At 70.1% G+C, this 23,507-nt stretch carries 19 protein-coding genes and 1 pseudogene; 3 read left to right on the top strand and 17 right to left on the bottom strand.

From position 1 onward, the window contains the following. Positions 1 to 82: 82 nt before the first annotated feature. Genes EDD92_RS43830 through EDD92_RS43840 form a run of 3 tightly spaced genes read right to left on the bottom strand, consistent with a single transcriptional unit; the run spans position 83 to position 3,449 of the window. Positions 83 to 1,612: a long-chain fatty acid--CoA ligase gene (locus tag EDD92_RS43830; protein WP_123969412.1), complete on the bottom strand. Its 1,530-nt coding sequence runs from the start codon at positions 1,610 to 1,612 to the stop codon at positions 83 to 85. A gap of 26 nt (positions 1,613 to 1,638) precedes the next feature. Then, positions 1,639 to 2,211 (bottom strand): flavin reductase family protein, encoded by a 573-nt coding sequence (locus EDD92_RS43835; protein ID WP_123969413.1) that lies wholly within the window; start codon positions 2,209 to 2,211, stop codon positions 1,639 to 1,641. Continuing rightward, positions 2,208 to 3,449 (bottom strand): acyl-CoA dehydrogenase family protein, encoded by a 1,242-nt coding sequence (locus tag EDD92_RS43840; protein WP_185124323.1) that lies wholly within the window; start codon positions 3,447 to 3,449, stop codon positions 2,208 to 2,210. Before EDD92_RS43840 ends, EDD92_RS43835 begins: the two co-directional genes overlap by 4 nt. Before the next feature lie 228 nt (positions 3,450 to 3,677). Between EDD92_RS43840 and EDD92_RS43845 the strand changes: the two genes are divergently transcribed. Beyond that, the gene (locus tag EDD92_RS43845; RefSeq protein WP_123969415.1) at positions 3,678 to 4,583 is read left to right on the top strand and encodes a LysR family transcriptional regulator; all 906 of its coding nucleotides are present in this window, start codon (positions 3,678 to 3,680) and stop codon (positions 4,581 to 4,583) included. Between the two features lie 6 nt (positions 4,584 to 4,589). On the opposite strand, the gene EDD92_RS43850 is transcribed toward EDD92_RS43845, so the two are convergent. The 10 genes from EDD92_RS43850 to EDD92_RS43895 all read right to left on the bottom strand — a co-directional run bounded on the left by EDD92_RS43850 (position 4,590) and on the right by EDD92_RS43895 (position 16,993). After that, positions 4,590 to 5,669 (bottom strand): maleylacetate reductase, encoded by a 1,080-nt coding sequence (locus EDD92_RS43850; protein ID WP_123969416.1) that lies wholly within the window; start codon positions 5,667 to 5,669, stop codon positions 4,590 to 4,592. Next, the gene (locus EDD92_RS43855; RefSeq protein ID WP_123969417.1) at positions 5,666 to 6,553 is read right to left on the bottom strand and encodes an intradiol ring-cleavage dioxygenase; all 888 of its coding nucleotides are present in this window, start codon (positions 6,551 to 6,553) and stop codon (positions 5,666 to 5,668) included. The genes EDD92_RS43850 and EDD92_RS43855 overlap by 4 nt, the downstream gene beginning before the upstream one ends. Before the next feature lie 6 nt (positions 6,554 to 6,559). Further along, positions 6,560 to 8,326: an FAD-dependent monooxygenase gene (locus tag EDD92_RS43860; RefSeq protein WP_123969418.1), complete on the bottom strand. Its 1,767-nt coding sequence runs from the start codon at positions 8,324 to 8,326 to the stop codon at positions 6,560 to 6,562. Continuing rightward, entirely contained in the window at positions 8,323 to 9,420 is a 1,098-nt protein-coding gene (locus EDD92_RS43865) for an alpha/beta hydrolase (protein WP_185124324.1), read from the bottom strand. Before EDD92_RS43865 ends, EDD92_RS43860 begins: the two co-directional genes overlap by 4 nt. A 123-nt stretch (positions 9,421 to 9,543) precedes the next feature. Beyond that, the gene (locus tag EDD92_RS43870) at positions 9,544 to 9,726 is read right to left on the bottom strand and encodes a hypothetical protein (protein ID WP_123969420.1); all 183 of its coding nucleotides are present in this window, start codon (positions 9,724 to 9,726) and stop codon (positions 9,544 to 9,546) included. A 164-nt stretch (positions 9,727 to 9,890) separates the two neighbouring features. After that, a complete protein-coding gene (locus tag EDD92_RS43875) occupies positions 9,891 to 12,218 on the bottom strand; it encodes a transketolase-like TK C-terminal-containing protein (RefSeq protein ID WP_123969421.1) in 2,328 nt (775 codons plus the stop codon). A 297-nt stretch (positions 12,219 to 12,515) separates the two neighbouring features. After that, positions 12,516 to 14,363, bottom strand: a complete 1,848-nt coding sequence (locus tag EDD92_RS43880) for an FAD-dependent monooxygenase (protein WP_123969422.1) — start codon at positions 14,361 to 14,363, stop codon at positions 12,516 to 12,518. Between the two features lie 3 nt (positions 14,364 to 14,366). Continuing rightward, positions 14,367 to 15,008, bottom strand: coding sequence for a VOC family protein (locus EDD92_RS43885; protein WP_123969423.1), 642 nt, complete (start codon positions 15,006 to 15,008; stop codon positions 14,367 to 14,369). An 11-nt stretch (positions 15,009 to 15,019) separates the two neighbouring features. Continuing rightward, entirely contained in the window at positions 15,020 to 15,754 is a 735-nt protein-coding gene (locus tag EDD92_RS50590) for a fumarylacetoacetate hydrolase family protein (protein ID WP_311736803.1), read from the bottom strand. Positions 15,755 to 16,150: 396 nt separating this feature from the next. Then, the gene (locus EDD92_RS43895; RefSeq protein ID WP_123969424.1) at positions 16,151 to 16,993 is read right to left on the bottom strand and encodes a CdaR family transcriptional regulator; all 843 of its coding nucleotides are present in this window, start codon (positions 16,991 to 16,993) and stop codon (positions 16,151 to 16,153) included. Between the two features lie 33 nt (positions 16,994 to 17,026). Between EDD92_RS43895 and EDD92_RS43900 the strand changes: the two genes are divergently transcribed. Further along, the gene (locus EDD92_RS43900) at positions 17,027 to 17,272 is read left to right on the top strand and encodes a hypothetical protein (protein ID WP_123969425.1); all 246 of its coding nucleotides are present in this window, start codon (positions 17,027 to 17,029) and stop codon (positions 17,270 to 17,272) included. A gap of 493 nt (positions 17,273 to 17,765) precedes the next feature. Here the strand turns inward: EDD92_RS43900 and EDD92_RS43910 are convergent. The 3 genes and pseudogenes from EDD92_RS43910 to shiA form a co-directional block, all read right to left on the bottom strand. Then, positions 17,766 to 18,259 (bottom strand): annotated as a pseudogene (locus EDD92_RS43910) (hypothetical protein); the annotation flags it as partial. Then, a complete protein-coding gene (locus EDD92_RS43915) occupies positions 18,252 to 19,241 on the bottom strand; it encodes a zinc-binding dehydrogenase (protein ID WP_123969426.1) in 990 nt (329 codons plus the stop codon). The gene EDD92_RS43915 and the pseudogene EDD92_RS43910, both read right to left, overlap by 8 nt. A gap of 145 nt (positions 19,242 to 19,386) precedes the next feature. After that, complete coding sequence (gene shiA, locus EDD92_RS43920; protein WP_123969427.1) at positions 19,387 to 20,733, bottom strand: shikimate transporter; 1,347 nt, start codon at positions 20,731 to 20,733, stop codon at positions 19,387 to 19,389. A gap of 381 nt (positions 20,734 to 21,114) precedes the next feature. On the opposite strand from shiA, the gene EDD92_RS43925 reads away from it, so the two are divergent. Then, positions 21,115 to 21,909, top strand: coding sequence for an IclR family transcriptional regulator (locus EDD92_RS43925; RefSeq protein ID WP_123969428.1), 795 nt, complete (start codon positions 21,115 to 21,117; stop codon positions 21,907 to 21,909). A gap of 392 nt (positions 21,910 to 22,301) precedes the next feature. Here the strand turns inward: EDD92_RS43925 and EDD92_RS43930 are convergent, their stop codons facing one another. Next, complete coding sequence (locus EDD92_RS43930; protein WP_123969429.1) at positions 22,302 to 23,474, bottom strand: esterase-like activity of phytase family protein; 1,173 nt, start codon at positions 23,472 to 23,474, stop codon at positions 22,302 to 22,304. Positions 23,475 to 23,507 lie beyond the last annotated feature (33 nt).

Here is a 23,507-nt window from a genome sequence, read left to right on the forward strand (position 1 = left end):
GCTCCCTCGTGGTACTGATCGCCAGGTCGACCACTTACTTGCTGGGCATGTCCATGCTGTGATGCGGGGTGTGGTCGGCGCCTCATGCCTCCTCGGCGCCGCGGGCCGGCATTGAGCCGTACTGGCTGCGCAGGCGGGCCTTGAGGATCTTGCCGGTGGCGTTGCGGGGCAGGGTGTCGACGAGGACGACCGATTTGGGGAGCTTGTACTTGGCGAGTCGGCCGGACAGGGAGTCCATGATGTCGTCGGGCGACACCTTGGCGCCCGCGCGGGGCACGACCAGCGCTCTGCCGACCTCGCCCCATCGTTCGTCGGGTACGCCGATCACCGCGCATTCGGCGACCGCGGGATGCTGGTGGAGGAGTTGCTCGACCTCGGCGGGGTAGACGTTCTCCCCGCCGGAGATGTACATGTCCTTGATCCGGTCGACGATCGTGACGTACCCCTCCTCGTCGACGGTGGCCGCATCTCCGGAGCGGAACCAACTTCCGTCCACGAAGGCGTCCTTGGTCGCTTCGGGCCACTGCCAGTAGCCCTTCATCACGTTGGGGCCCTCGATGATCACCTCGCCGACCTCGCCCGGTGCGACATCGGTGAGGTCGGGCCGCACCACGCGTACGTCGGTGAAGAAGCAGGGCGTGCCGGCCGAGCCGGCCTTGCGGATGCTGTCCCGAGCGCGCAGGCCCAGCGCGGCGGGAGCGGTCTCGGTCAGGCCGTACGCCTGGAGGAAGGTCAGGCCACGGTCCTGGTAGGTGTGGATGAGGGCCTTGGGTACGGGTGCCGCCGCGCACTGCAGGATCCGGATCGACGACAGGTCGGCCATCGCCCACCGCGACGACCGGGCCATGGCCTGGTACATCGCGGGCACGCCGAACATCCTCGTCACCCGGTGCTCGGCGATGACGTCGAGCACTCGGTCCGGGTCGAAGCCGCGCATCAGCACCGACGTCCCCCCTTTGAGGAAGCCCGGCAGGAAGACGGTGTTGAGGGCGGCGGTGTGGAACATCGGTGCCACCACCAGAGCGACGTCGTTGGAGGCGATGTCCCCGTCCAGCAGCATGTTGAAGCAGTTCCAGGCGATGTTGGAGTGGGTGAGCATGACGCCCTTGGGACGGCCGCTGGTGCCGGAGGTGTACTGGATCATGCACACCTCGTCGAGGCCGACCGTCTCGTCCAGGGGGTCGTCGGGTGCGTCCGCCAGCAGCTCCTCGTACGCGCTGCCCACCTCGACGTAGTGCTTCACCTCCACGTCCTCCCTCAACGCGTCTACGACATCGGTGAGTTCGGCGGCGTACAGCAGTACCGCCGCCCCCGCGTCCCTCAGGATGAAGGCCAACTCGGGTGCCGCGAGGCGGGTGTTGAGCGGTACGAAGACGGCGCCCAGCGCGTTCGCGGCGAACAGGGTCTCCGCCAGGGCCGGGTGGTTCGCGCCCAGGTAGGCCACCCGGTCGCCGTGGCCGACCCCCAGGGCACGCAGGGCGTGAGCGAGCCGCGTCACGCGCGCGGCCAGCTCTGCGTAGGACAGGGATCCACCGTCGTGCACGACGGCGGTGGCCTCCGGTGCCATGCGGGCGCGCCGCGTGGGCCACGAGCCGAGCCCTTGATTGCGCATGGTGCGTCTCTCTTCTCTCGGATCTCTCAGAGCCAGTCGGGCCATGTGTAGTCGGCCGAGTCGTCGTGGTCCCGGCGGGGCGGCAACGGGGCGAGCCGCCCCCGGGAGAAGACCAGCGGCGAGACGCCGGTCTTCTCCACCCCGAGTTCCCGTACGCGGCCGAGGACGAAGTAGTGGTCGCCGAGGGTCCACACGTCGGCGATGTCGCAGTCGATCCAGGCGGCGACGCCCGCCAGGACGGGGCTGCCCGAGGGCGCGCCGCGCCACGGATGGCGGTCGAAGACGTCGGGGGCCTTGGCGCTGACATCCCGGCAGAGGCCCTCCTGGCCGGCGGCCAGCACGTTCACGCAGAAGGCGCCGGCGGCCATGATCCTTGGCCAGGTGGTGGAGAAGCGGCCGGGGAAGAACGCGACGAGCGGGGGGTCGAGGGACACCGAGGTGAACGAGCCGATGACCATGCCGACCGGGGTGCCGTCGGGTTCCTTCGCGGTGACCACCGTGACACCCGTCGGGTAGTGGCCGAGCACGTGCCGGAACCGGCCGGGGTCGTCCGCCGGGCCGCCGCCGGGCGTCGTCGCGGCGGACGTCGACCGGTTCACGCCGGGTTCTCCACGCCGAGCAGAGAGCGGGCGTATCCCGTGGCCCACCAGCCGTGCTGGGCGTTGATGTGCGTCTTGTACGTGGCGACGTCGCGCAGGTACCGCTGCATGCGCTCGCCGTTCGCCAGCGCGCTGGAGCCACTGGCCGAGGCCAGCATCTCGACGGCCTGGCAGGCGAGTTGACCGGACTGCCGGGCCGTGACGGAGAGGGCCTGGTCGTCCAGTTCGGAGAAGGGCTCGCCCCCTGCCAGGCCCCGGGCCGCGTAGGCGGTGTAGTCGTCGGTGACCGACAGGATGATCCGCTGCGCGCTGTCGGCCAGGGCCGTGGCCAGGCCGAGGTTGCGCTGGTGTTCCGGATCGTGGCTGCGGGGCTTGAAGGGCGGCATCGGGCTGTTCTTGGCGGTGATGATCCGCCGGTACTCGTCGACCGCGGCCCAGGCGGTGCCCGCCACGACCGAACACAGCTGGATGTTGAAGAACGACATCAGCCGGCCCGCGTACATCGGGTTGCCGTGCAGTTCCACCCCCGGGCCGTCGGTGGCGTCGTTCGCCAGGAGGTGGGTCCTGGACACGTACTCGTACGGTACGAGGACGTCCTCGGCCACGACGCTGTTGGAGCCGCTGCCGCGGAAGCCCAGGATCTCGCCCCAGTTGTCGAGCATCCGCCAGCCGGAGGGCACGAGCACCATGCCCGGCGTGGGCATGCCGCCCTCTTCGTCGATGATGAGCACGCCACCCAGGAAGTGTGTGGAGACGTTGACTCCGGAGGAGTAGTCCCAGCGGCCGTTGACCCGGTACCCGTCGGGGGTCCTCGTCGCGGTGGCGCTCGGGGCGATCGGCAGCGGAGCCCGGAAGTCACCGTCCGGCCCGAACACCTCGCGCTGGGTGCTCTCGGGGAAGCGGCCGCCCACCACCAGGCTGTGGGAGGCGGCCAGACACAGGTTCCAGCCGCTGGACGGACAGCCGCGGGCCACCTCGGTGACCATCCGGGAGTAGGTCCGCAGGTCGAACTCGTAGCCACCGAAGCGGCGTGGCTGGAGGGACCGGTAGAAACCCGCCTCCAGGAACGCCTTGTGCGTGTCCTCGGAGATACCGGTTCGCTGTTCGGTCTCGTCCTGATGATCACGTAGCCAGGTCCTCATGCCGGCGGCCCGGCGCACCAGTTCCTCCGGTGTCAGGTCCGGCTCCGGCTGCGGAATCTCGATGATTTTCTCGGCTGTCTCGGTTGTCTCGGACAATTCGCACCCCATCCGCTGCTGTTCTGGGTCGGCCTGAAGGGAGTGTTGGCGGCGCGGCGGAGGACCGTCCAATGCCGGTGACTGTGGGCTTGATGAGTGCCGTGCATCACGGCAGGTCGGAGGGGGGGACGGGAATGCCGCACATTTCTGCCTGGTGACGTGCGGGGAAGCGCGCTGTAACCTGGCGCGGACCACGACGCCGTGGACCTCGCCTTTCTGGAGGGCTGAGTGGAACTCCGGAGCCTGCGCCATTTCTCGGCGCTCGCCGAGACCTTGAATTACCGGGTCGCCGCCGAGCGTCTGCACCTCACCCAGCCCGCGCTGACGCGATCGATCGCCGCCCTCGAGCGTGAGCTGGGCGTCCAACTGTTCGACCGCGACAAACGGCATGTGGCGCTCACCGCCGACGGCGCGGAACTGCTCGAACGGGCGGGCGAGGTGCTGGCCGATGCCGACCGGCTCGCCGCCGCCGCAGACGCCATCAGGGCCAGGCGACGGGACGAGGTGCGGGTCGCGCTCTACGGGGTGGCTCTTGCGGAGCTGACGCATCCGGTCATCGAGGCGTTCTGCGAGCGGTATCCCAGAGTCACGATCCGGGTGCACGAAGCGGACTTCCACCAGGGGCACGCCCCGCTGCTGGCCGGCGAGTGCGACGTGGCGCTGATGTGTCTGAGCGTCGACATGCCGGGCCTGACACGCGTACCGATCTTCACCGAGCCCGTTTCCCTCGCGCTGTGGAAGGGGCATCCGCTGGCCTCGGCCGCCGCGGTGGACATGGCCGAGGTCTACGACCAGCCCTGGGTCACCCCCCACCCGGGCGACGACTTGTGGGTGGGGGGACGCCACGGGGACCACGAGGCCCCGACGGTCGGCTCCCACGCCCGCTCGGCCCTGGACATGGCCTCGAAGATCGCCTACCAGCACATGGTGGGACTGATGCCCTTGTCGGGCGCCCGGATGTTCCCGCCACACCCGGGAGTGGAGGCCGTCGCTCCGAAAGAGCCCCTCGGCGCGGTGGCCGCGGTCGCCTATCCGGAGACGGGCCACTCGCCCGCCGCCCCGGCCTTCGCCGAGCTCGCACGCCGGGTGGCCCGACGTGCGAGCGGCGTTCCGTACGCCGAACTCGCCCGGTAGAAGCGGTCAGCCGCCGTACGGCGGCTCGCCCGCCCAGGCCGCGTGCAGGACGGCGCGCAGATCGTCGGCGGAGGCCGGGCGGGGATTCGCGTACGGCGCCCCGAGAGCGACGTCGACCGCACGGTCCACGTCGGCGGCGGTCAGGCCGAGGTCGGCGAGCGATCGCGGGATGCCCAGCCGCTCGCCCAGCTCGTGCAACTCCCTCACCGGATCGGGGACATCGAGCGCCCGGCGCAGCGCCGCCAGTGCGTCGGGAACCGCCGGCGCGTTGAAGGCCAGCACATGGGGCAGGACGACGGCGTGTGTCTCGGCGTGCGGCAGGTCGAAGGTGCCGCCGAGCACATGGCAGAGCTTGTGGTGCAGCCCCATGGTGGTCGCGCCGAGACAGGCACCGCACAGCCACGCCCCGTACAGCGCGCGGCTGCGCGCGTCATGCCCCGAGGGGTCGGCGACAATCTCGGGAAGGGCCGCGGCCAGCGCCCGCACACCCTCCTCCGCCATGAGGGAGACGATCGGAGTGGAGTCCGGGGCGTACAGAGCCTCGACGGCGTGCGCGATCGCGTTCATGCCGCTCGTCGCGGACCCCACGGGCGGCATGGTGAGCGTGAGCAGCGGGTCGTACACGACGCTGCGCGGCAACACCTTCGGGTCGCGCCCGGTGCGTTTGACCGCGCCCTCGGTCAGGCCCCAGACGGGTGTCATCTCCGATCCGGCGTACGTCGTCGGGACGGCGACGATCGGCAGGCCGGTCCTGAGCGCGACGGCCTTGGCCAGGCCGGTCACGGAACCGCCGCCGACCGCCACGCAGCCGTCGGCCCGGGCTTCGCGAGCCGCCTCGACGGCCAGGTCGGCGACCTCCGCCGGGACGTGCGTCACCGCCCCTGCGTGCAGCCCGGCGCAGGCGTCGCCGAGAGACGCGGCGACGGCACGGGCCGTGTCCAGGCCATGGTCGTCGCACAGCACGAGGACGCGGCGCAGGCCGAGAAGCGTGACCTCGTCGGGCACCGCGTCCGGCACGGCACCCGACCGGAAGACGACGCGCATCGGCTGTGCCTGGTAGGTGAAGTCCAAGGCGCGTTCCCTCATGCGATCACCGGTTGCAGCACGATGTCGAAGCGTGCCCGGCGGAAGGGGTTGGCCAGGCCCAACTCCGCGGCCTCCGCGGGGGAGTCCACCTCGACGAACTCCTCGACCAGGCTCTCCTTCACGGCGAAGACCGCGTCCGACTCCAGATAGTCGCTGCCCGCCACGAAGATGTGCGTCGTCACCGGGCTGTACCCCTCGGCGCCCACGATGAAGTGGACATGGGCCGGACGGTAGGGGTGACGGCCGGTCGCCTCCAGCAGCGAGCCGACCGGTCCGTCCGTCGGAATGGGATACGGGCTCGGAACGCACGAGCGGAACCAGAACCGCCCCTCCGCGTCCGCCGTGAACAGCCCGCGCCCATTGCCCGGCGGCTGCTTCTCCGGCTGCTGGACGTCGTAGAAGCCCTGGTCGTCGGCCTGCCACACGTCCAGCGTCGCGCCGGGCAGCGGGGTGCCGTCGACGGAGACGACCCGTCCGCTGATCACACACGGCTCGCCGCCGCCGACCAGATCGATGTTCGCCCCGAGTTCACGGACCGGGGACTCGGTCATGTGGAAGGGGCCGAGCACCGTCGAGTCGGTCGCGGCGGCCGCCTTGTGGTCGTTGATCGTCTCGACGAGCATCGACACACCCAGGACGTCCGACAGCAGGATGAACTCCTGCCGGGTGTCGTCGCACATGTGCCCGGTCGCGGTGAGGAAGTCGATCGCCCGCTCCCACTCGGCCTGGGTCGGCTCGATGTCCCGTACGAAATCGTGCAGGTGACGCGTCAGGGAGGCCAGCACCTCGCGCAGTCGGGGATCGGAGGTGTGGGCGAAGCTTTCCAGCACCGCCGTCGTCGTCTCGGTCTCCGCGGTCTTCGCGGTCTTCGCGGTGAGGTCCATGGCCGCTCAGCCCCGCCCGAGGATCTGCCGCAGCGCGTCCCGCAGTGCGGCCGTGACGTCACCGGTGGCGTCCTGGCGGCGGAAGGCCACGTGGTTGTCCGGCCGCACCAGCAGCGCGCCGGAGTCGCCGATCTCCCGCAGCCGGGCCCAGTCCCCGTACGGGTCCTCGTGCTCCTGGCCGGGTCCGATGACCGCCGTGGCGATCTCCAGGCCGAACTCCTTGCCGAGGATGCGGGCGGCCTCCGTCCAGGGCTCGCCACCGATGCCGGTGATCAGGGTGAACCGGCCGTTCCCGCCCAGGTCCAGGGTGGACAGATTGCGGGTGCCCGCGTCGAGCCAGGCGTGCGGGAGCTTGGCGCCGGGGCGGGTGCTCGGCTGGAAGTGCAGCTCGGGGTCGCGTGCGAAGCCGGGGTCCTCGGTGCCGTCCGGGACGATCGCGGCGGAGGTGTAGCGCTGGTTGAGGTCCACGCCGTGGGCGTTGAACTCGTATGCCTTGAAGGCGATCGCCTCCCGCAGCCGCGCCCGCTGCTCCTCGGCCTCCGCAGTGGCGTCCTTGCGGGCGGCGATGTTCCGCCACAGCTGCTCGGGAGTCTGCGGCGCCAGGCCGCCGAGCGCCTCGAAGACGGGTGCCGTCTCACCGATGGACTGGTTGGCCCGGGTGACGACCTGCCTGCCGACCGGTGCCCGCTCGTCACTGTAGGTGTCCAGCAGGGACGGGGACGCGGTGCCGTCCAGGACGAGCTTCAGCTTCCACGCCAGGTTGTAGGAGTCCTGGATGGAGGTGTTGGAGCCCAGCCCGTTGGACGGTGGGTGCCGGTGGCAGGCGTCGCCCGCGCAGAACACCCGGCCGCTGGAGTACGTCTCGGCGTACATCTCGTTGACCGTCCACGCGGAGGACGACTTGATGGTCACCGGGATCTCGTCGTCGCCGATCAGCTTGCGGACGACGGACAGGGCGTACTCCTCGGTGAGGTCCGGGGGCCCGGCGTCGACGTCGTAGCCCCACACGATCAGCCACTCGTTCCACGTCCGTACGCAGCGCACCAGGCCGGCGCCGATGCCGCCCACGGTCGCGCCGGGAGCCAGCACCCAGTAGAGGGTGGCGGGTCGGTGCGCCACGTACTTGCTGAGGTCCGCGTCGAAGACGATGTTGATGCTGCCGGCCACGCCCATCTGGCCGCCCATCGGCAGTCCGGCGTCCTCGGCCACCTTGCTGCGGCCGCCGTCCGCGCCGATCAGGTACTTGGCGCGGATGGTGTACGTGTCGCCGCGCAGCCGGTCGCGGACCGTGGCGGTCACGCCGTCGGCGTCCTGCTCGTGCGACACATACTCGGTGTCGAAGCGCAGTTGGCTTCCGCGCGCTATGGCCGCGTTCACGAGCACTGGTTCCATGAGGTGCTGCGGCATGTCGCACATGCGGGTGGGGCTGGCCAGCTCGTGCGCGGCCTGCACGAGCGGTTCGTTGCCCCAGGACCTCAGCCGGCCGAGCTCCTCGCCCGCGATGGCGGTGCAGAAGACGGTGTTGCCCATCAGATGCTGCGGGGTGGCCTGGGCGACCACGTCCTCTTCCACACCGAGGTCACGCAGCACTTCCATGGTGCGCTGGTTGGTGATGTGCGCCCGGGGCGTGTCCGCGAGGCGTGAGTAGCGGGTGACCATGACGTTCGGCACGCCATAGGTGCTCAGGGCCAGTGCGGCGCTCGCTCCCGCGGGCCCGCTTCCCACGATGAGCACATCGGTCTCGACGGTCGGCACGGTCGGCACGGTTGTCATCGGGACGTTTCCTCCACATCCGCCAGTCGCTTGTTCAGCCAGGTCATCAGTGCCTCGGCCACGTCGTCGGAGTTCTTCTCGCCCATGGGCAGGTGACCGTTGCCCGTGAGCCCCAGGTCCGCCAGGCGCAGCAACTCGGCGTCCGCACCGGCCTGGGCGAGGTAGTCGGCGACACCGTGCTGGAACGGCGCGAACGGCGAGGTGTCGGCCGCGACCACGGCGATCGGGAAGCCCTGGAGCCCTGGCAGGGATCGCACGGGGCCGGCCTGTTCGTCCTGGACGAGGCAGTCCTGCAGCCCGTCGCCCCCGGCCTCGCGCAGCCGGAGGCGCAGTTCCTCCGGGGTCCGTACCGGCGGCTCGTAAGTGATCGGGGCCGCGGTGAGCCCCCACTCCAGCTTTCCGAGGCCGGGCAGTTCGATGAACGGCGGCCCGATCGGCTCGATGGAGACAACGGCCTTCACCAGCCCGGGCCGGGCATCGGCGACCAGCCAGCCGAACGGCGCCCCCATGGAGTGGGTGATCAGCACGGCCGGTCCGATACGGTCCAGCAACTCGGCCCCGCAACGCCGCATCTGCTCTTCGTTCTCGGCGAAGGTGGGCAGGGTCGGACCCTGGCTCGCCATCAACTGGTCCAGCGCGGAGTCGTCGCCGACCTCGCCGCTGCCGGGCCACTGGCTGCCAGGTCGTCCTGCCCCGTCGCAGAACAGCCAGCGGATGAACTCGTACGTCGGCGCCGCGCCCTCGATGGGCCCGAGGACATCGGGGTGGTACGGGGAGCGCCCGTGACCTGGACGGTCGACCACGTACACGGCGTAACCGGCCTGGAGGAACCGGGTGGCCCAGCCGGGGCGCCCGTCCGGCGTCGACAGGTAGTCCGTGCCCTGTCCGCCGCCCCCGTGGACCATCACCACGGGCAGCGGATGCCGGAGATCGGCCGGGATCTGGTACTGGACGTACATCGCGGCCTCGGCGGCGGTCCCAGCCTCGGTCGGCTTGCGCCCGACACCGACCCAGAACGCGCCTTGCTCGCTGATCGTCAACGGCGAGGCGGCACGGGCCGGCTCGGTGGTTCCGGGTGTTGGGGAGATGGTCATCGGCGAACCTCCGTCACGGCGTCTGCGCCCATGCCCAGCACTATTGGTGACCGGCTCCGGGCCGGTCCAATGCCGGTTGGGGACGCCGTGATGCATGGCGCTCATCAGCGTCCCCGAGGGCGGCTACTTCACCGGGAAGGTGCGCGTGGCGGCGAGGGTGACCAGGGCGTCGGTGCAGAGCGCGGCCTCCAGCTGCTCGACGACCGGCAGTTTGCGCTGCGGGTCGCGGTCGGAGAGGCCGGTCAGGTGGAAGCTGCCGGTGCCGACCCAATCGCTCGCGACGTCGTCGACTCGGCGAGACAACACGACCGAGCCGCGAGAGGCAGACCTGGAGCAGGACTACCCGCCCTCGCACCCCCGGCAAGTGGAAGCGGTACGCGCCATCGCCGCCAAGTACCAGTTCGACCTCACCGGCGGCCGGCTCCGCGCCCGCACCCCCGACGATCGGGCTTGAGTTGAACGGGGCGGGGCTAATCGACCAGGTCCAGTGCGGCCCCGACGATGCTTTCGGTGTCAAGGTGGTGGTACCGGTAGACCTCGTCCAAGGAGCCGGACTGCCCGAAGCGGGTGACGCCAAGTGCTGTGGTCGGGACCTGGTTGATCGTGGCGAGGAAGGCCAGCGAGTGCGGGTGACCGTCCAGGATCGTGACCAGGGGTGTCGCCCTGTCGCCGGGAAACACATCGTCAAGGATCCAGTGGTCGGCCGGGTCCTGGCCCTGGCGGGCACGCACGGCGCGGTAGAGGAGGTCGGGGCTGGTGATGCAGATGACGTCGGCTCGGATGCCGCTCTGGTCAAGGCGGTCGGCGGCCGCGAGGGCCTCCGGCACGAGGGCGCCCATGACGGCGAGGGTCACCGCCGGGTCGTCTGTGCGCCGCAGAGCGTAGGCCCCGGCTACGACCTGCCGTCGGCGGATTTCCCGGGCGGCAGGATCGACCGGGACGGCGGCGAGGCCCTGATCGATCGGGCGGGTGGACAGTCGCAGATAGGCCGATGTGCCATCCGGCTTCCCAAGGCGTCCGAGACTGGCCAGCAGGGTCCATTCGGTGTCGATGACGAAGGCCGGTTCGTAGGTCACGCAGCCAGGCTGTTCGATGCCGATCGAGGGAGTCTTGATCGATTGGTGGGCTCCGCCTTCCGGGGCGAGGGTCACCCCGGAAGGGGTGCCGACCAGAATGGACTGTCCCCCGGCGTAGATGCCGTACGACCACGGCTCCAGGGCGCGTTCGACGAACGGGTCGTAGAGCACGCCGATCGGCAGCAGGGGCTGGCCCCACCGGCTCCAGGCCGCGCCGAGCTCACCGATGAGGCCGACCAGGTTGACCTCGGCGATGCCCAGCTCGATGTGCTGTCCGCTGGGCTTTTCCCGCCAGTGCAGGATCGTTTCGCGGTCGTCGGCGAACCAGTCGGTCCGCTCGGTGGCCGACCAGACACCGACCTTGTTGACCCACCCACCGAGATTCGTCGATGAGCTGACGTCGGGGCTCACCGTGACTATGCGCCGCGCGACCTCGGGTGCCTGGCGGGTGAGGTCGAGCAGTGTCCGACCGAGCGCGGCCTGGGTGGTGGCCTTTGTGGACGTGGATGTGCGGCCGAGGTCGAGCGGCAGAGTCTGCGGCGGGACCAGGGAGACCTCCTCCCGTCGCAGGCGCTGTGCGGTCTTGCGGCAGAGCTCCGCCACACGGCTGCCCGCGGGTGGCGGCCGCCACGGATCATCCCCATCAGCCCCGACCCGGTCCGCCAGCTGACTGATCTGGTTCCCGGTGAGCAGCGCGGAGTGGTTCTGGGGGTGGCCCTGCATGGGCAGGCCGTAGCCTTTGACGGTGTAGGCGAGGATCACGGTGGGCCTTGTGTCGTCGATCGAACCGAATGTCGCGTCGAGCCCGTCAAGATCATGGCCGCCGAGGTTGGCCAGGGCCCTGACCAAGCTCTCGTCGTCCAGTTCGGTGATCAGCTTGGTGATGCCGGCCGCATCGGGGCCGGTGCCGGGCAGCCGACGGCGTACCTCGTCGGCGTCGCAGCGCAGCAGGCGCTGGAATTCCGGGTTGCTCATACCGTCGATACGTCGGCGAAGGGCGTCTCCGCCCGGCTGCCGGAAGAGTTCTTCGAGGACTCTGCCGTATTTCAGCTCCATCACCTGCCAGCCGGCAGCGTTGAAGAGACCACGGAGTCGGTCTGCGGCCAGGTGCGGGACGACCCTGTCCAGCGACTGGCGGTTGAGGTCGACGATCCACACGATCTCGCCCAGGTCAGAGACGGCAGGGTCCAGCACGGCCTCCCACACTGCTCCCTCGTCGAGTTCGGCGTCGCCGACCAGCGAGTACTGCCGGCCGGTGCCGGCTCCGCCGAAGGCACACTCCACATAGCGGCGGGTCACCGCGCCCCATATCGGCGCGGTCGCGCCGATGCCCACGGAGCCGGTGGAGTAGTCCACCGGGTCAGGGTCCTTCGCGCGGCTCGGGTAGCTCTGCAGCCCGCCGAACTCGCGCAGCCGAGAGAGGTAGGACCTGTCGAGGCTGCCGAGCAGGTAGTTGATCGCGTGCAGGACGGGCGAGGCGTGCGGCTTGACCGAAACCCGGTCGTCGGCGCGTAGATGCCTGAACCACAAGACGGTCATCAGCGACACCATCGAGGCCGACGACGCCTGGTGTCCGCCCACCTTCAGGCCCGACGTGTTGGGGCGGACGCGATTGGCATGGTCGATGATCGCGGTCGACAACCACAGAACCCGGTTCTCGACCTCGCGGAGTACGGCGAGGTCCTCGGAGATCGTGGTCTGGCCGAGTGGGGGGCTCGTCATTGTTGCCGTCCTCTACTTCGGTGTGAAACACGAACCATGAGAGTGCGCTTCCGCACTCACATCTGCGGGGTGAGAAGCCATCGAGAAGGCTGCCTGGACCGAGACGGTCTGGGAGCCGTGAGCGGGAGCGATGCGCGAGGACCCACCGCCGTGAGCAAGGGTGCGCCCGCACCTTGCGAGGGTTCTTACAGCGTGTGACGGCGGCCGCCGGTAGCGGTGCCCAGGGGGAGGGAATGGTGCCAGAGGGTGTGTTTACAAGGAGGCCCTCGGTCATTGAGGCACCTTCACAGCGTTGTCTTATTCGATGTTCGGGCTACTCACTGCTGGCACGACGGAGTCTGCTCCCAGTTGGCGAGCAGACGCCGTATCGGGCTTCCAGTACGGCTGCCAATGGTCGCGCAGGAACCGGTTCAGCTCCGGCGTCGCCTGCCCGGCCGTGCCGGTGGTGCGCCAGGCGACGTGGCCGTCCGGCCGCACCAGAACCGCGCCGTGTCGGCCGACCTCGAACAGCTCCACGAGCGTCCCCTCCTCGGCCGGGGACGCCGCGACCAGGCCGACGACGCGCACCGGGAGCGGGCAGTCGGCAGGTCGCTCCCGCAGTGCGCGCTCCCATGCCCCTGGATCCGGTGTGACGAGGGCCAGTCCATCGTGCGGGAGCAGGTCGTGGACCGGGCGCGGGGTGTCCTCGTGCTGGACGATGGCGTGGGGGAGGCGGGCGCCGGGTCGGGTGGTGGGGCGGTAGGTGACCACGTCGCCGCCACCTGGCGGAGGGGTTTCGGCGTGGATGAGCGGACCGTCGTAGGTGTAGCCGAACTCGAGCCCGGTGGAGACGAAGTGCTCGAGCTGGTCCGGGATGGCGGCGGCGATGTGTGCCCGGACTCGCCGGCCGCGGGGGGTACTCGCGAGCAGCACTCCGGTGCGCTTGAGCTGGAGCGGGGTGAGGCGGTCGCAGGCCCAGCCCAGCGCGCGAGGGGGCACCCGGGACAACAGCGGGCGGGCGAGGGCCTCGGTGGTCTGCCGCACCGCGCGGTTGGTGATCCCCACGGGCGCGGTCACCTCGTCGAGGAGGAAGTGGTTGGCGACACTCTGCTCGGCGAAGCGTTCGACGACGGGTCTGCGCTCGGACTCGTATGTGTCGAGCAGGGCGTCGTCGGCGCCTCCACGGAGCACCGCGGCGATCTTCCAGGCGAGGTTGTGGGCGTCCTGCACGCCGCTGTTGAGGCCGAAACCGCCCGTGTGCGGGAAACGGTGCGCCGCGTCGCCGGCGAGGAGCAGGCGCCCCTGCCGGAAGGCGCGGGCCGTCTGGGAGGTCATCTTCCACGTGCCCGTGGACCGGATGGTGACCTCGGTGCTGCCCAGCACCCGCGGGAGTGCCCGTTCCCAATGGCGCCGGCTGTCCCTGGCGATTTCCTGTTCCGGGTGGAGGTAGGCGGTCATCAGGATGTAGTCGTCGTTCGCGTGGGCGATCATGACGCCGCAGAAGTCGGGCTGGTAGATCCAGCTGAGCAGCGGGCGGACCGTGCCGGGCGGGTGCAGTTCGGGGGCGTGGAAGAAGACGCTGCCCATGTTCGCCAGGACCGGGCCCCGCAGCGGAATGCCGGCGCTGTCCCGGACCACGCTGTTGGCGCCGTCGGCGGCGACCAGGTAGGCGGCATCGAGTGCCTGCGTGGCGCGCTCGGTGTGCACGGCGATCCGGTCGGCGCCCGCCTCGATCGCGCTGACCGCGGTGCCACGGCGGAAGTCGACGAGCGGCTCGCGCTCCAGCGCCGCCCAGAGCACGGGCATGAGCTGGTGCTGTCCGATGTGGGCGATCAGGAAAGGGCTGTGCGCCCGGAGGTCGGTAAGACGGTCGGGGTCCGACAGCAGGTCGATCTCGCCGAGCGACTCGGTGAGCCGTGAGCACCAGCGGATGATGTTGATCGTGTCTGTGGGCGGCGCCAGCGCGGTGATCTCCGTGGCCAGCCGGGGTGACGTGTGGTGCCAGATCTCGAGTGAGCGGGCGTTGATGATGTGGGCCGCAGGGTGCATCAGGGGCTGCTCGCGGCGTTCGAGCACCGTGCTGGGAATACCGTGGCGGGCCAGCAGTAGTGCGAGGGTGCTTCCCGTCGGGCCTGCGCCCGCGATCACGACCGGTGCGGTGCGCATGGCCTAGAGAGTCTTCCAGGTGATCGCCCGCCTGTTGGCCCGTGGTGTGGTGCCGCGCGGGGTGCCCGCGCCGGGCCGGAGCAGCTCGGCCGGGTCGTCGCCGCGGCGCAGCCGCTCGAGCAGGTAGTCCGGGTCGAACTCAGTGCCGATCGGGTTGGCGGCGAACTCCTTGCTGCCGAAGAAGGCGGCAGTGGCCTCAGTGGTGGGGAAGTTGTCCACCTGGAACTCCAGGCGGATGCCGTCGGGGTCCTCGTAGTACAGCGAGGTGGTCGGCCCGTGGTTGATGGCCCAGACCGGGCGGATGCCCGCCTGCTTGAGTCGCTCGTAGGTGGTGAGCAGGTGTTCGAGCGAGGCGAACTGGACGGCGAGGTGGTCGATCCCGTACACCTTGCGCCGCAGCCGTGCCAGCGGGAAGAGGTAGCGCAGGACAGACGGCACCGTGACCAGCGCCAGCCGGTGATGCTCGTGGTCCCAGCTGAGGAATGTGACCTGCTGGCCCTCGTGAACCACGCGGGCGCCGAAGACCACGCGATACCACGTGATCATGTCGTCGCGGCGGGCGGTCTTGACGACCCAGTGCGCGACGAAGGCCGGCGCGGTGTCGTACGCGGGCCTGCGGGTGCCGACTTCTTTGGCGGCTTCCATGATCGGTCCTTTCAGGATGTGGTGATGGTGGTGTGCTGGCGGCCGAGGTTGATGGAGCCGTCGGGGCTGCGAATGCTCGCGGTCACGAGGTCCCCGGGCTGGAGGTAGGGCTTGCGGAGGTTGGAGCGGATGAACATCCGCCAGAGCCTGTCCTCGGGTAGCAGTGCCGTGGCCAGGCGGCGGACCAGCGCCGGCGGGGTGGTCGCGGTACAGCCGTGGGGGGTGCCGGTGAGCAGCAGGTCTCCGGGACTGAGGTCGCAGAACGTGGTCAGCTCGGTGAGAGTCTCAGCGGGCCGGTAGAGCAGGTTGCGGGTGCTGTCGTGCTGGCGGAGCTCGCCGTTGACCTCCAGGCGCAGTTCCAGGTCGTTCAGGAGCGGGAACTCGCCCGGCTCCGGGACCGCGAGATAGGGCCCGACCGGGCAGAATCCGCGGTAGCTCTTGCCCTTGAGGTACTGGCCTTGCGGGAGCTGGACGTCGCGGGCGGAGAGGTCGTTGGCGATGGTGATGCCGAAGACGTACTCGTGGAGATTCTCGGCGGTGACGGTCTCCGGCTGGGTGACCTGCTTGCGCAGCACCAGGGCGAGCTCGATCTCGTGGTCGAGCAGCCGCACGTGGGGCGGCCGGGTGACGGTGTGTCGGGACCGGTGACCGCGGCGTCCGTCTTGTCGAAGAACAGGTTGAAGGGCCGCGCGTCGGGATCCATCCCGGACTCGATCGCGTGCTGCCGGTAATTGGCGCCCTGACACAGGACGCGGCAGGGCGTGGTCACCGGGGACAGCAGCTCTACCGACTCGGTCGGCACTCGGGCGGGTCGCTCAACGGCCGACCGCCAGTCGTCGGCGCCGTCACGGATGAGGTCCGCGGTCGAGGCGTACCTGCCGGCCAGTGGCGACAGACCACCGTCGCCGACGGTCGCCCACCGGATCTCGTCGTCGAGGCGGTAGCGGGCGAGGTGGATCACCATGCGCGTTCCTTCGCGGGGCGGCGGGAGACCAGAGAGACTGGCGCCGGTGCGAGCGATCGCGGCCAGTAGCCGAAGTACATGCCGACAGTGCAGCGGACACAGCCTTCGCGGCGCTTGGCTCGTGGTGCAAACCGGCCTGCCGCCGATGGACCGAAGTCCAAAGGGGCCGTCAGCGCCGTCAGCGCGGGGTGGCCTGTTCGCTCAACACGAGGTCGCCGAACTCCTCCGCGAGCGCCAGCGCAACCTGAAGGTGCATCCGCCGGACCTTGATCTCCCGGCCCCGCAGCTGCTCGGCCCGCTGGATGCGGTACGCAACCGTGTTACGCGCGACGTGCAGCAGCTCAGCCGTCGTGTTCAGGCTCCGTTCCGCGTCCAGATAGCACTTGAGGGTGGTGCGCAGGGTGGTGGCAGGCTCCCCGGATCCGGCGAGTCCACCCAGCTCACGACGCACGAACCGGCGCGCCTCATCGAGATGCGTGCTGAGCATGGCGATCACGTCGAGCTCGGCGTAGTCGAACAGCCACCGGTCGGTGCGGGACAGCATCCCGACCCGGACGGCATTGAGGGCCTGATGGTGACTGAACGCGAACCCCTCGACGCCGGACTCGGGCAGCCCGGCCGCTACCCGAATCCCGGACCGGGGCGTGGCCGTCGACGTCGGCGGCGCCACCGAGGCACCGTGGACACTGGACCCCCACGCCCATACCCGTTGCCGGCCGACAGGCAGGATCAAGGTGCCCGTCGCTCCGCCCGCCCGCAGCAGCTGCTCGGCGCACCCTGCCAACCGGCCGGGATCGGCCTGTTCGAGGTCGTCAGCCCACACCACCAATGCGGTGTGCCGGCGGGTGAGGTCGTAGCCTAGGACGCGGTGCGCATGATCGGCAGCGACCGGCTTTCCGTCGAGGACCTCCTGCACCAGCTCCATGCGCACGGCGGCCGAACTGGTCACCCAGGCGGCGTGGGCCCGGGAGAACTCGCGAGTCATCTCGGCGGACAGCTGGTTGACGATCGCGAACAGCACCTCCAGATAGCGGCGCCCGTGGGCATCCGTGACATGCCAAGGTCCGTCACGGGCTTCAACTCCGACGTGGAGGTCTCACCCGCCCCCGTTTCACAGCCCCCGGAACCGGTGTACGTCGATGAGTCGCTGATCAAGGAGTTGGAGCACAAGAACGCCACCTCAGAGTGGGACGTGACCAAGCTGGTTCAGCTCACTCGCGAGCTGAACAGCAACTACGCGGCCGAGAACCCCTACTCCTGCCTTGCGTTGCTGCGCGCGATTCTCGACCACATCCCTTGACCAGGCGGCGAGCAACTTCAAGTGGGGGAAGAGCAACAAGTCAACCGACCGTGGGTACGCCCTGAAGCTGAGGGACGCGCGGGCATTGGGCGACGACGTTCTACACCGGCAGATCGGCAAGAAGCCGGACCTGCTGGACATGGAAGACCTCCCGCACCGCAGGTACCTGAACCGGGTACTGCGCCACGTGATCGACGCCTTGTGACCTCACGGCCCTATGCGGCGGCGGGCGGCTCCTGATCTTCTGCCGGGGGCGGCAGCTCAGGCTTCTTGAAGCGGTGCCACGCGTCGCGGGCCTGCGTTGGGACGACCGCACCCAGGACTACCTGCGACGACGCCTCTCCGAGGGCAAAACCCGCCGGGAGATCATCAGATGCCTGAAGCGATACGTCGCACGCGAAATTTATCGATTCATCGCCGCCGTCAGTACAGCCGTATGCCACGCAGATCCCGACCGAACCGCAAGTTGACGTCCATAGGGGCATCACCAGCTACTAAACCCGAGCGCGCCGAGCAGCTCGCTGACCGGCTGGGGGTCGCTGGGGGCGAGTTCGGCGAAGGCGACGCGGGTCGGGACGACAGGTGCCGGTGGAGGGAGAACTCCGACGCTCTCCTCCAGGGCGAGCAGGGAGCGCAGCCCGTCCACAGCCGTGCGACGCGCGTCCGCCTGACGGAACATGTCCTTGAAGACCTCCAACTAGAGCGACCCCTAGTAGCCCGCGTGGATGACGTGACCGGAGGAGCCCGGCGCCGTCGAAGCCGCCCTGCCCGAGGAAGCAGCGGTATAGACGGCTCCACTGAAGAACGTCCATGATCGATGGTGAGACCCAGGTCCGCCGTGCGGGTGCGGATCTCCTCAGGAGACAGGGGACTTGCCACGAGGTCGCTCTCGAAGAGCTCGACCCCGTCGAAGCCGGCGCGCGCCACGGCGGTCAGTTTCTCAGTCAGCGTTCCGCTGAGGCAGACCGTGGCGATGGACCTACGCATCCGCGCTCTCGTCCAGGTCGCGGACGCTGATCCAGGTCTTTCCGGCGCGCTGGGCGGCGCCGGCGAACGCCTCCTGTGCCCGTGTCAGGGGGAAGCGTGCCTCGATGACGGATCCGGGCCGGACCTCAGGGAGTTCAGCCACGGCGGCGGTGAAGTCACCGGGGTGGTCGTAGATCATCGAGCCGCGCAGGACGAGCTGGCGGCGGACCACGGCGTCGGTGGTCAGCGGCAGCGGGGCGGCATTGAGGCCGACCAGGACCACGGTGGCGCCGGGGGCGGCACGGTCCACCGCCGGGCCCAGGGCGGGGGCGTACCCGGAGGTCTCGAAGACGTAGGTGAAGCCCTTGCGGCCGTCGTCGGCGACGGCGCCGAGCCGCACCGCCCGTTCGAGCCGGAGCGGGTGCGGTTCGGTGACGACCGGTTCGATGCCGAGGCGCGCCAGGATGAGGCAGAGCAGCAGGCCCTGCGCCCCGGCGCCGACGACCAGGCAGCGGTCCTTCGCGCTCACGCCGCTGCGGCGCACCGCGGCTCGCGCGACGGTGTACGGCTCCGCGCAGGCGAGGTCCGCGTCCGTCGGGCCGGCCGGAACCGGGTGGGTGAAGTGCGCGGGAACCGCGACGCGTTCGGCCAGGATGCCGGGGGCGTTCAGGCCGACGATGGCACGGTGGGGGCACGCCGAGGTCAGGCCGGTGAGGCAGTCGGCACACTTCAGGCAGGCATAGTTGGGCTCGATGACCACCCGTTGGCCCACTGTGCGGTCCGGGACGACGCTGCCGACGGCGATGACGCGGCCGAATCCCTCGTGGCCCACGATCCATGGGGTGGTGGGCGGTTGGCGCCTGCCATGGAAGACGGCCAGGTCCGTACCGCAGAGGCCGACACCGGCCACCTCCACGATCACGTCGCCGGGGCCGCAGACGGGCTCCTGCCAGTCGTCGACCGTCTCGATCCGGTCCGTCGCCGTGAAGACTGCTGCTTTCACTGAAGCTCCAAGCTGACCATTGAGCGGTCTTCTAGGTCCGCTAAGCGGTCACCCTAGGAGGCCTGAGACCACCGGGCAAGGGCGCATCCGCCTGTAGGCGGTCCGGGAGCCGGTCTCTCTGCCCCGGTCCCGGACCGCTGGGCGGTCACACCGCGGCCGTCCTCTCGGGTGCGACGGCCGGCGCCTTGGCCTCGTCCACGCGGCGCAGGCGGAGCGCGACGAGGAAGGAGACGGCGCAGCCCAGCGCCATGTAGGCGGCGACCAGGGTCCAGCCGCCGCCCGCCCAGATGACCAGGGAGGCGGCGATGAGCGGGGTGAAGCCGCCGCCGATCGCGCTGGCGAGTTGGTAGCCGACGCCGGCGCCGCTGTAGCGGTACTCGGGGCCGAACATGTCGGTGAACAGGGACTGCTGGACGGAGACCGCCATGTCGTGTGCGCCGTTCACGAGCAGGACCGCGCAGGGGATGATCAGCACGATCGAGCCGGACTCCATCGCCCAGAAGTACGGCAGCACGCTCACCGCGCCGATCAGCGCGCCCCAGCAGTACACCCGGCGGCGGCCGAAACGGTCGGCGAGGTAGGCGAAGGCCGGGATGGTCAGGACGGCCAGACCGCCGACGGCCAGGTTGACGTTGAGCAGGCTGTCCCGGTTCAGGCCGAGTTCGCCGGTGCCGTAGGCGAGGCCGAAGGTGGTCACGCCGTAGAAGGTGAACAGCTCAACGAGGCGCAGGCCGATGATGGCGAAGAAGCCGGTCGGATTGGAGCGGACCGCGCTGAGCAGCGGGACGCGCGGTCGCGCGGTCTTTGCCATCGTGGCGACCCGCTCGGTGAAGACCGGGGACTCCTCGACCCTCGCCCGGACGATCAGGCCGACGATCACCAGGGCGGCACTGACCAGGAAGGGCACCCGCCAGCCCCATGAGCGGAAGGCTGCGTCCGAGACAGTGCCCGACATGACCTTGGTGATCAGAGTGGCGAGCAGCAGGCCGACGGACGCGCCGACCTGGACTCCGCTGCTGTAGAGCGAGCGCCATTTGCGGGGCGCGTTCTCCACCGCCATGAGCGCGGCGCCGCCCCACTCGCCGCCGACCGCGAAGCCCTGCGTGGCGCGCAGCAGCACGAGCAGCGCGGGCGCCCAGACCCCGGCCTGCGCGTAGGTGGGCAGGACGCCGATCAGGGTGCTGGCCGTACCCATGATCAGCATGGTGAGGACCAGCATCCGCTTGCGGCCGAGCCGGTCCCCGAAGTGGCCGAAGACGATGCCGCCCAGCGGACGGAAGAGGAAGCCGACGCCGAAGGTGGCCCAGGCAGCCAGGGTGCCCACGGCCGGGGAGGAGCCGGGGAAGAACAGGTCGGGGAAGAGGAGGCCCGCGACGATGCCGTAGAGGAAGAAGTCGTACCAGTCGACCACGGCTCCCATGAAGCTCGCGATCGCGGCCCTCTTCGCCAGGCCGGCGCCGCCGGCCCGGGTCGCCTGCTGGGTACTGCTCATCTCACACACTCCGTTGTATGGGCTGGACCGGTGGCCGCCGGCCACGTGAGAGTCACGCGGGGCGGGACCGCCGGGATGGCTGCGGTGGGGACAGACGCGACGCGACGGCGAGGAGCCCTGGGGTGCGAGCACACGGTCTCGTGCGTACCGGGCCATCGCCACGGAGGTGCGGGCGGCGACCCTCGATCACTTGGTCCACAGTGCGGATCAAAAGGACCGATGAGCGGCACCATAGGGGGGCGGATTAGCCGCATCAAGAGTTACGCCAAGATTGCTTCAACATTGCAGTTCCCTTGGTCCGCCTAGCGGACTATGGTCGAGGTGCCACAGACGGACAAGCGCGGCGGACGGGGCATGGCCGTCACGACGGGGAGGTAGCAGGTGAGCGACGGAGAGCCGCAAACGGACGTCGAGCGGGAGCAGCACGGCACCGGCGTGCGCAGCGTGCGACGGGCGTTCGACATCCTCAACCTCCTCAGCGAGGAGCGTCCCGTCATCACCCTGCGCGAAATCACCGAGGGCACCGGGCTGGCGAAGACCACCGTGCTGCGCCTGATGCAGACGCTGGAGGAGACCGGCCTGCTGCGGTCCCACCCCTCCGGATACGCCGCTGGACCCGGCCTGTGGCGCTGGGCCTACCTCGCCCGCAGCCAATGGGAGGTGCCGCAGGAGACCCGCAAGGTCATGCGCGACCTCGCCGACCGGCTCGGGGAGACCGTCAACCTCTTCGTCGCCCGGGACCTCCACCGGATCTGCGTCGCCCACGAAGAAAGCCCCCGCCCACTGCGCCACGTCGTCGATGTCGGCGACGAGCAGCCACTGTGGGCCGGCGCCTCCTCCAAGATCCTTCTGCGCGACGCCTCCGACGCGCTCCTTCGCCGAGTCGCTCTCGCCTCGCCCCACGGCGAGGCCCACGTCGAACGCCTGCGGGCCTGGGCGACGGAGGCGGCAGAGCGCGGCTACGCCGTCAGCAGCAGCGAGTTCGACGAGGGCCTGACCGCCGTGGCGGTACCCATCATCGGCCGCACCGGCAAGGCCGTCGCCTCCCTCTCCCTGAGCGGGCCCAGCCACCGTTTCCCGTACGAGGCCGTCGAGCACTTCGCCACCGACCTCGCCGAAGCTGCCGCCCTCCTCTCGGCCCAGGGCTTCGACCACCCCCTCAGCCAGGCCCACTGACCCGGGGCACCGGCCATCCCCGGCCCCGATCGAGTGGGCGAGGCCGACGTTGCTTCCAGTACCACCTGGCGCCGGCAGTGCGCGGGCGGACCTGCCCGGGCCCTGCTCCGGCCACAGCCCGCCCAGGTCCTCGCCGCCGGCCTTGACGACGTCGGCGAATCGGGCGAGCGGTTCCGCTACGGACCGGCAGGCGGCGCAGTCGGGTTCCACGGCAGGGCGGACAGTGAGATCCACCGCCGCCGGGCGGCCCGGACGGCCGTGCAGCTGTCGGCAGGCTCGCAGTACCTGCTCTGCGCCGGGCTCCATGTGGGTCACGTCGCGGCGGGGCCGGGCAGGACCGGAACGGCGCGCACGCTGAGCGATCAATCTCCGGTCCACCCGCCGACCGGACCTCAGATGCCGTCGGCGGCGAAGGCGATGAACTGGGTCACCTGCCGTGAAGCGAAGTTGTCGTCCGAGACGAGTACGACCGTGCGACGGCCGTCGGGCAGGCGCGGGCCGAGGGTGATGCCTTCGACGTTGTCCACCCTGGGCAGCCCGGGAACGTCGGACAGGTCCGACACGAGTGTCTTGTGGACCGGCCGGACGGGGCCGTCGGCCAGGGAGTCGCGGCCGAGGACGTTGGTGGCGCCGTGGAGGTCGACCAGGTAGAGGCGGGCCTTCCAGGTGTTGGTGCTGAAGACGGAGGCGCGTTCGAGGACCAGGAAGCGGTCGTCGCCGAGGGCGACCAGGTCGCTGACGCCGTTGGTGTCCGTGCTGCCTGCGGGAGGCGTGGAGAACAGCGGTTCCAGCAGGTACGCGTACTGCGCCCTGGGCAGACCGGTGCGTGCGTCGTGGACGGTGATGCGGGTGAGGGCGCCGTGGTCGGGGGTGGGGTCGTCGCCGTCCTGGTAGAGGGGGTCCTCCATGGCGGTGACGAGTTGGCGGCCGTCGGGGGTGAAGGTGACGCCTTCCAGGGTCTGGTTCCGGCGGGGGCCGATGGCCTGGGAGTTCATGTGCAGCTGCGGGGGCAGCGGGAGCTGTCCGCTGTACTCGCCGGTGGTGGTGGCACGCCGGATCCAAGGGTCACCGAGAACCGCGGGGCCGTCGGACGGCACGATGCGCTCGCCCTCGCTCGTCCAGACCAGACTGCCGTCGGACGGGTCGACGGCGATCCCCTCCGGATCCGGGGCCACCGTGGCGGTCTGCCCGGCGGGGGTGGAAGTGGGCGGGTAGGTGGTGCCGTCCGGCCGCAACCATGAGTGGGTGCCTATGAGTTCGGCGCCGGTGAGGTGGCCGCCGCCGAAGGTGACACGGGCGCTGTAGAAGCGGGCGGGGCCGGTCTGCGACCGGTCGTCGCTGATCAGGTAGTACAAGCCCGTCCGGATGTCGTAGCTGATGGCGGAGAGCCCGCCGACGGTGGTGCCCTGGAACGCCATGGCGTTCGGCAGTTCTCGCTCGCCGATGAAGTCCAGTTGTACGGCGCTGTCGTGCCCGGCAGCCGGTGAGGCGCCGGAGACGGCCGTCACGGACGCGAGGGCGATGGCGGAAGCGATGATCCGGGCGCGGGTGGCACGGATGCTCATGGAAGCTCCTTGGCAGGGCATGCGGGACAGGGC

Origin of the sequence: Streptomyces sp. TLI_185 (assembly GCF_003814765.1) — a bacterium.
In the GTDB taxonomy this organism is placed as follows: Bacteria; Actinomycetota; Actinomycetes; order Streptomycetales; family Streptomycetaceae; genus Streptomyces.

Coding starts and splice junctions, on each gene's coding strand:
- EDD92_RS43830 (WP_123969412.1), bottom strand. CDS start 1,612: ATGCGCAATCAAGGGCTCGGCTCGTGGCCCACGCGGCGCGCCCGCATG.
- EDD92_RS43850 (WP_123969416.1), bottom strand. CDS start 5,669: ATGAGGGAACGCGCCTTGGACTTCACCTACCAGGCACAGCCGATGCGC.
- EDD92_RS43855 (WP_123969417.1), bottom strand. CDS start 6,553: ATGGACCTCACCGCGAAGACCGCGAAGACCGCGGAGACCGAGACGACG.
- EDD92_RS43860 (WP_123969418.1), bottom strand. CDS start 8,326: ATGACAACCGTGCCGACCGTGCCGACCGTCGAGACCGATGTGCTCATC.
- EDD92_RS43865 (WP_185124324.1), bottom strand. CDS start 9,420: ATGACCATCTCCCCAACACCCGGAACCACCGAGCCGGCCCGTGCCGCC.
- EDD92_RS43875 (WP_123969421.1), bottom strand. CDS start 12,218: ATGACGAGCCCCCCACTCGGCCAGACCACGATCTCCGAGGACCTCGCC.
- EDD92_RS43880 (WP_123969422.1), bottom strand. CDS start 14,363: ATGCGCACCGCACCGGTCGTGATCGCGGGCGCAGGCCCGACGGGAAGC.
- EDD92_RS43885 (WP_123969423.1), bottom strand. CDS start 15,008: ATGGAAGCCGCCAAAGAAGTCGGCACCCGCAGGCCCGCGTACGACACC.
- EDD92_RS43900 (WP_123969425.1), top strand. CDS start 17,027: ATGCCAAGGTCCGTCACGGGCTTCAACTCCGACGTGGAGGTCTCACCC.
- shiA (WP_123969427.1), bottom strand. CDS start 20,733: ATGAGCAGTACCCAGCAGGCGACCCGGGCCGGCGGCGCCGGCCTGGCG.
- EDD92_RS43930 (WP_123969429.1), bottom strand. CDS start 23,474: ATGAGCATCCGTGCCACCCGCGCCCGGATCATCGCTTCCGCCATCGCC.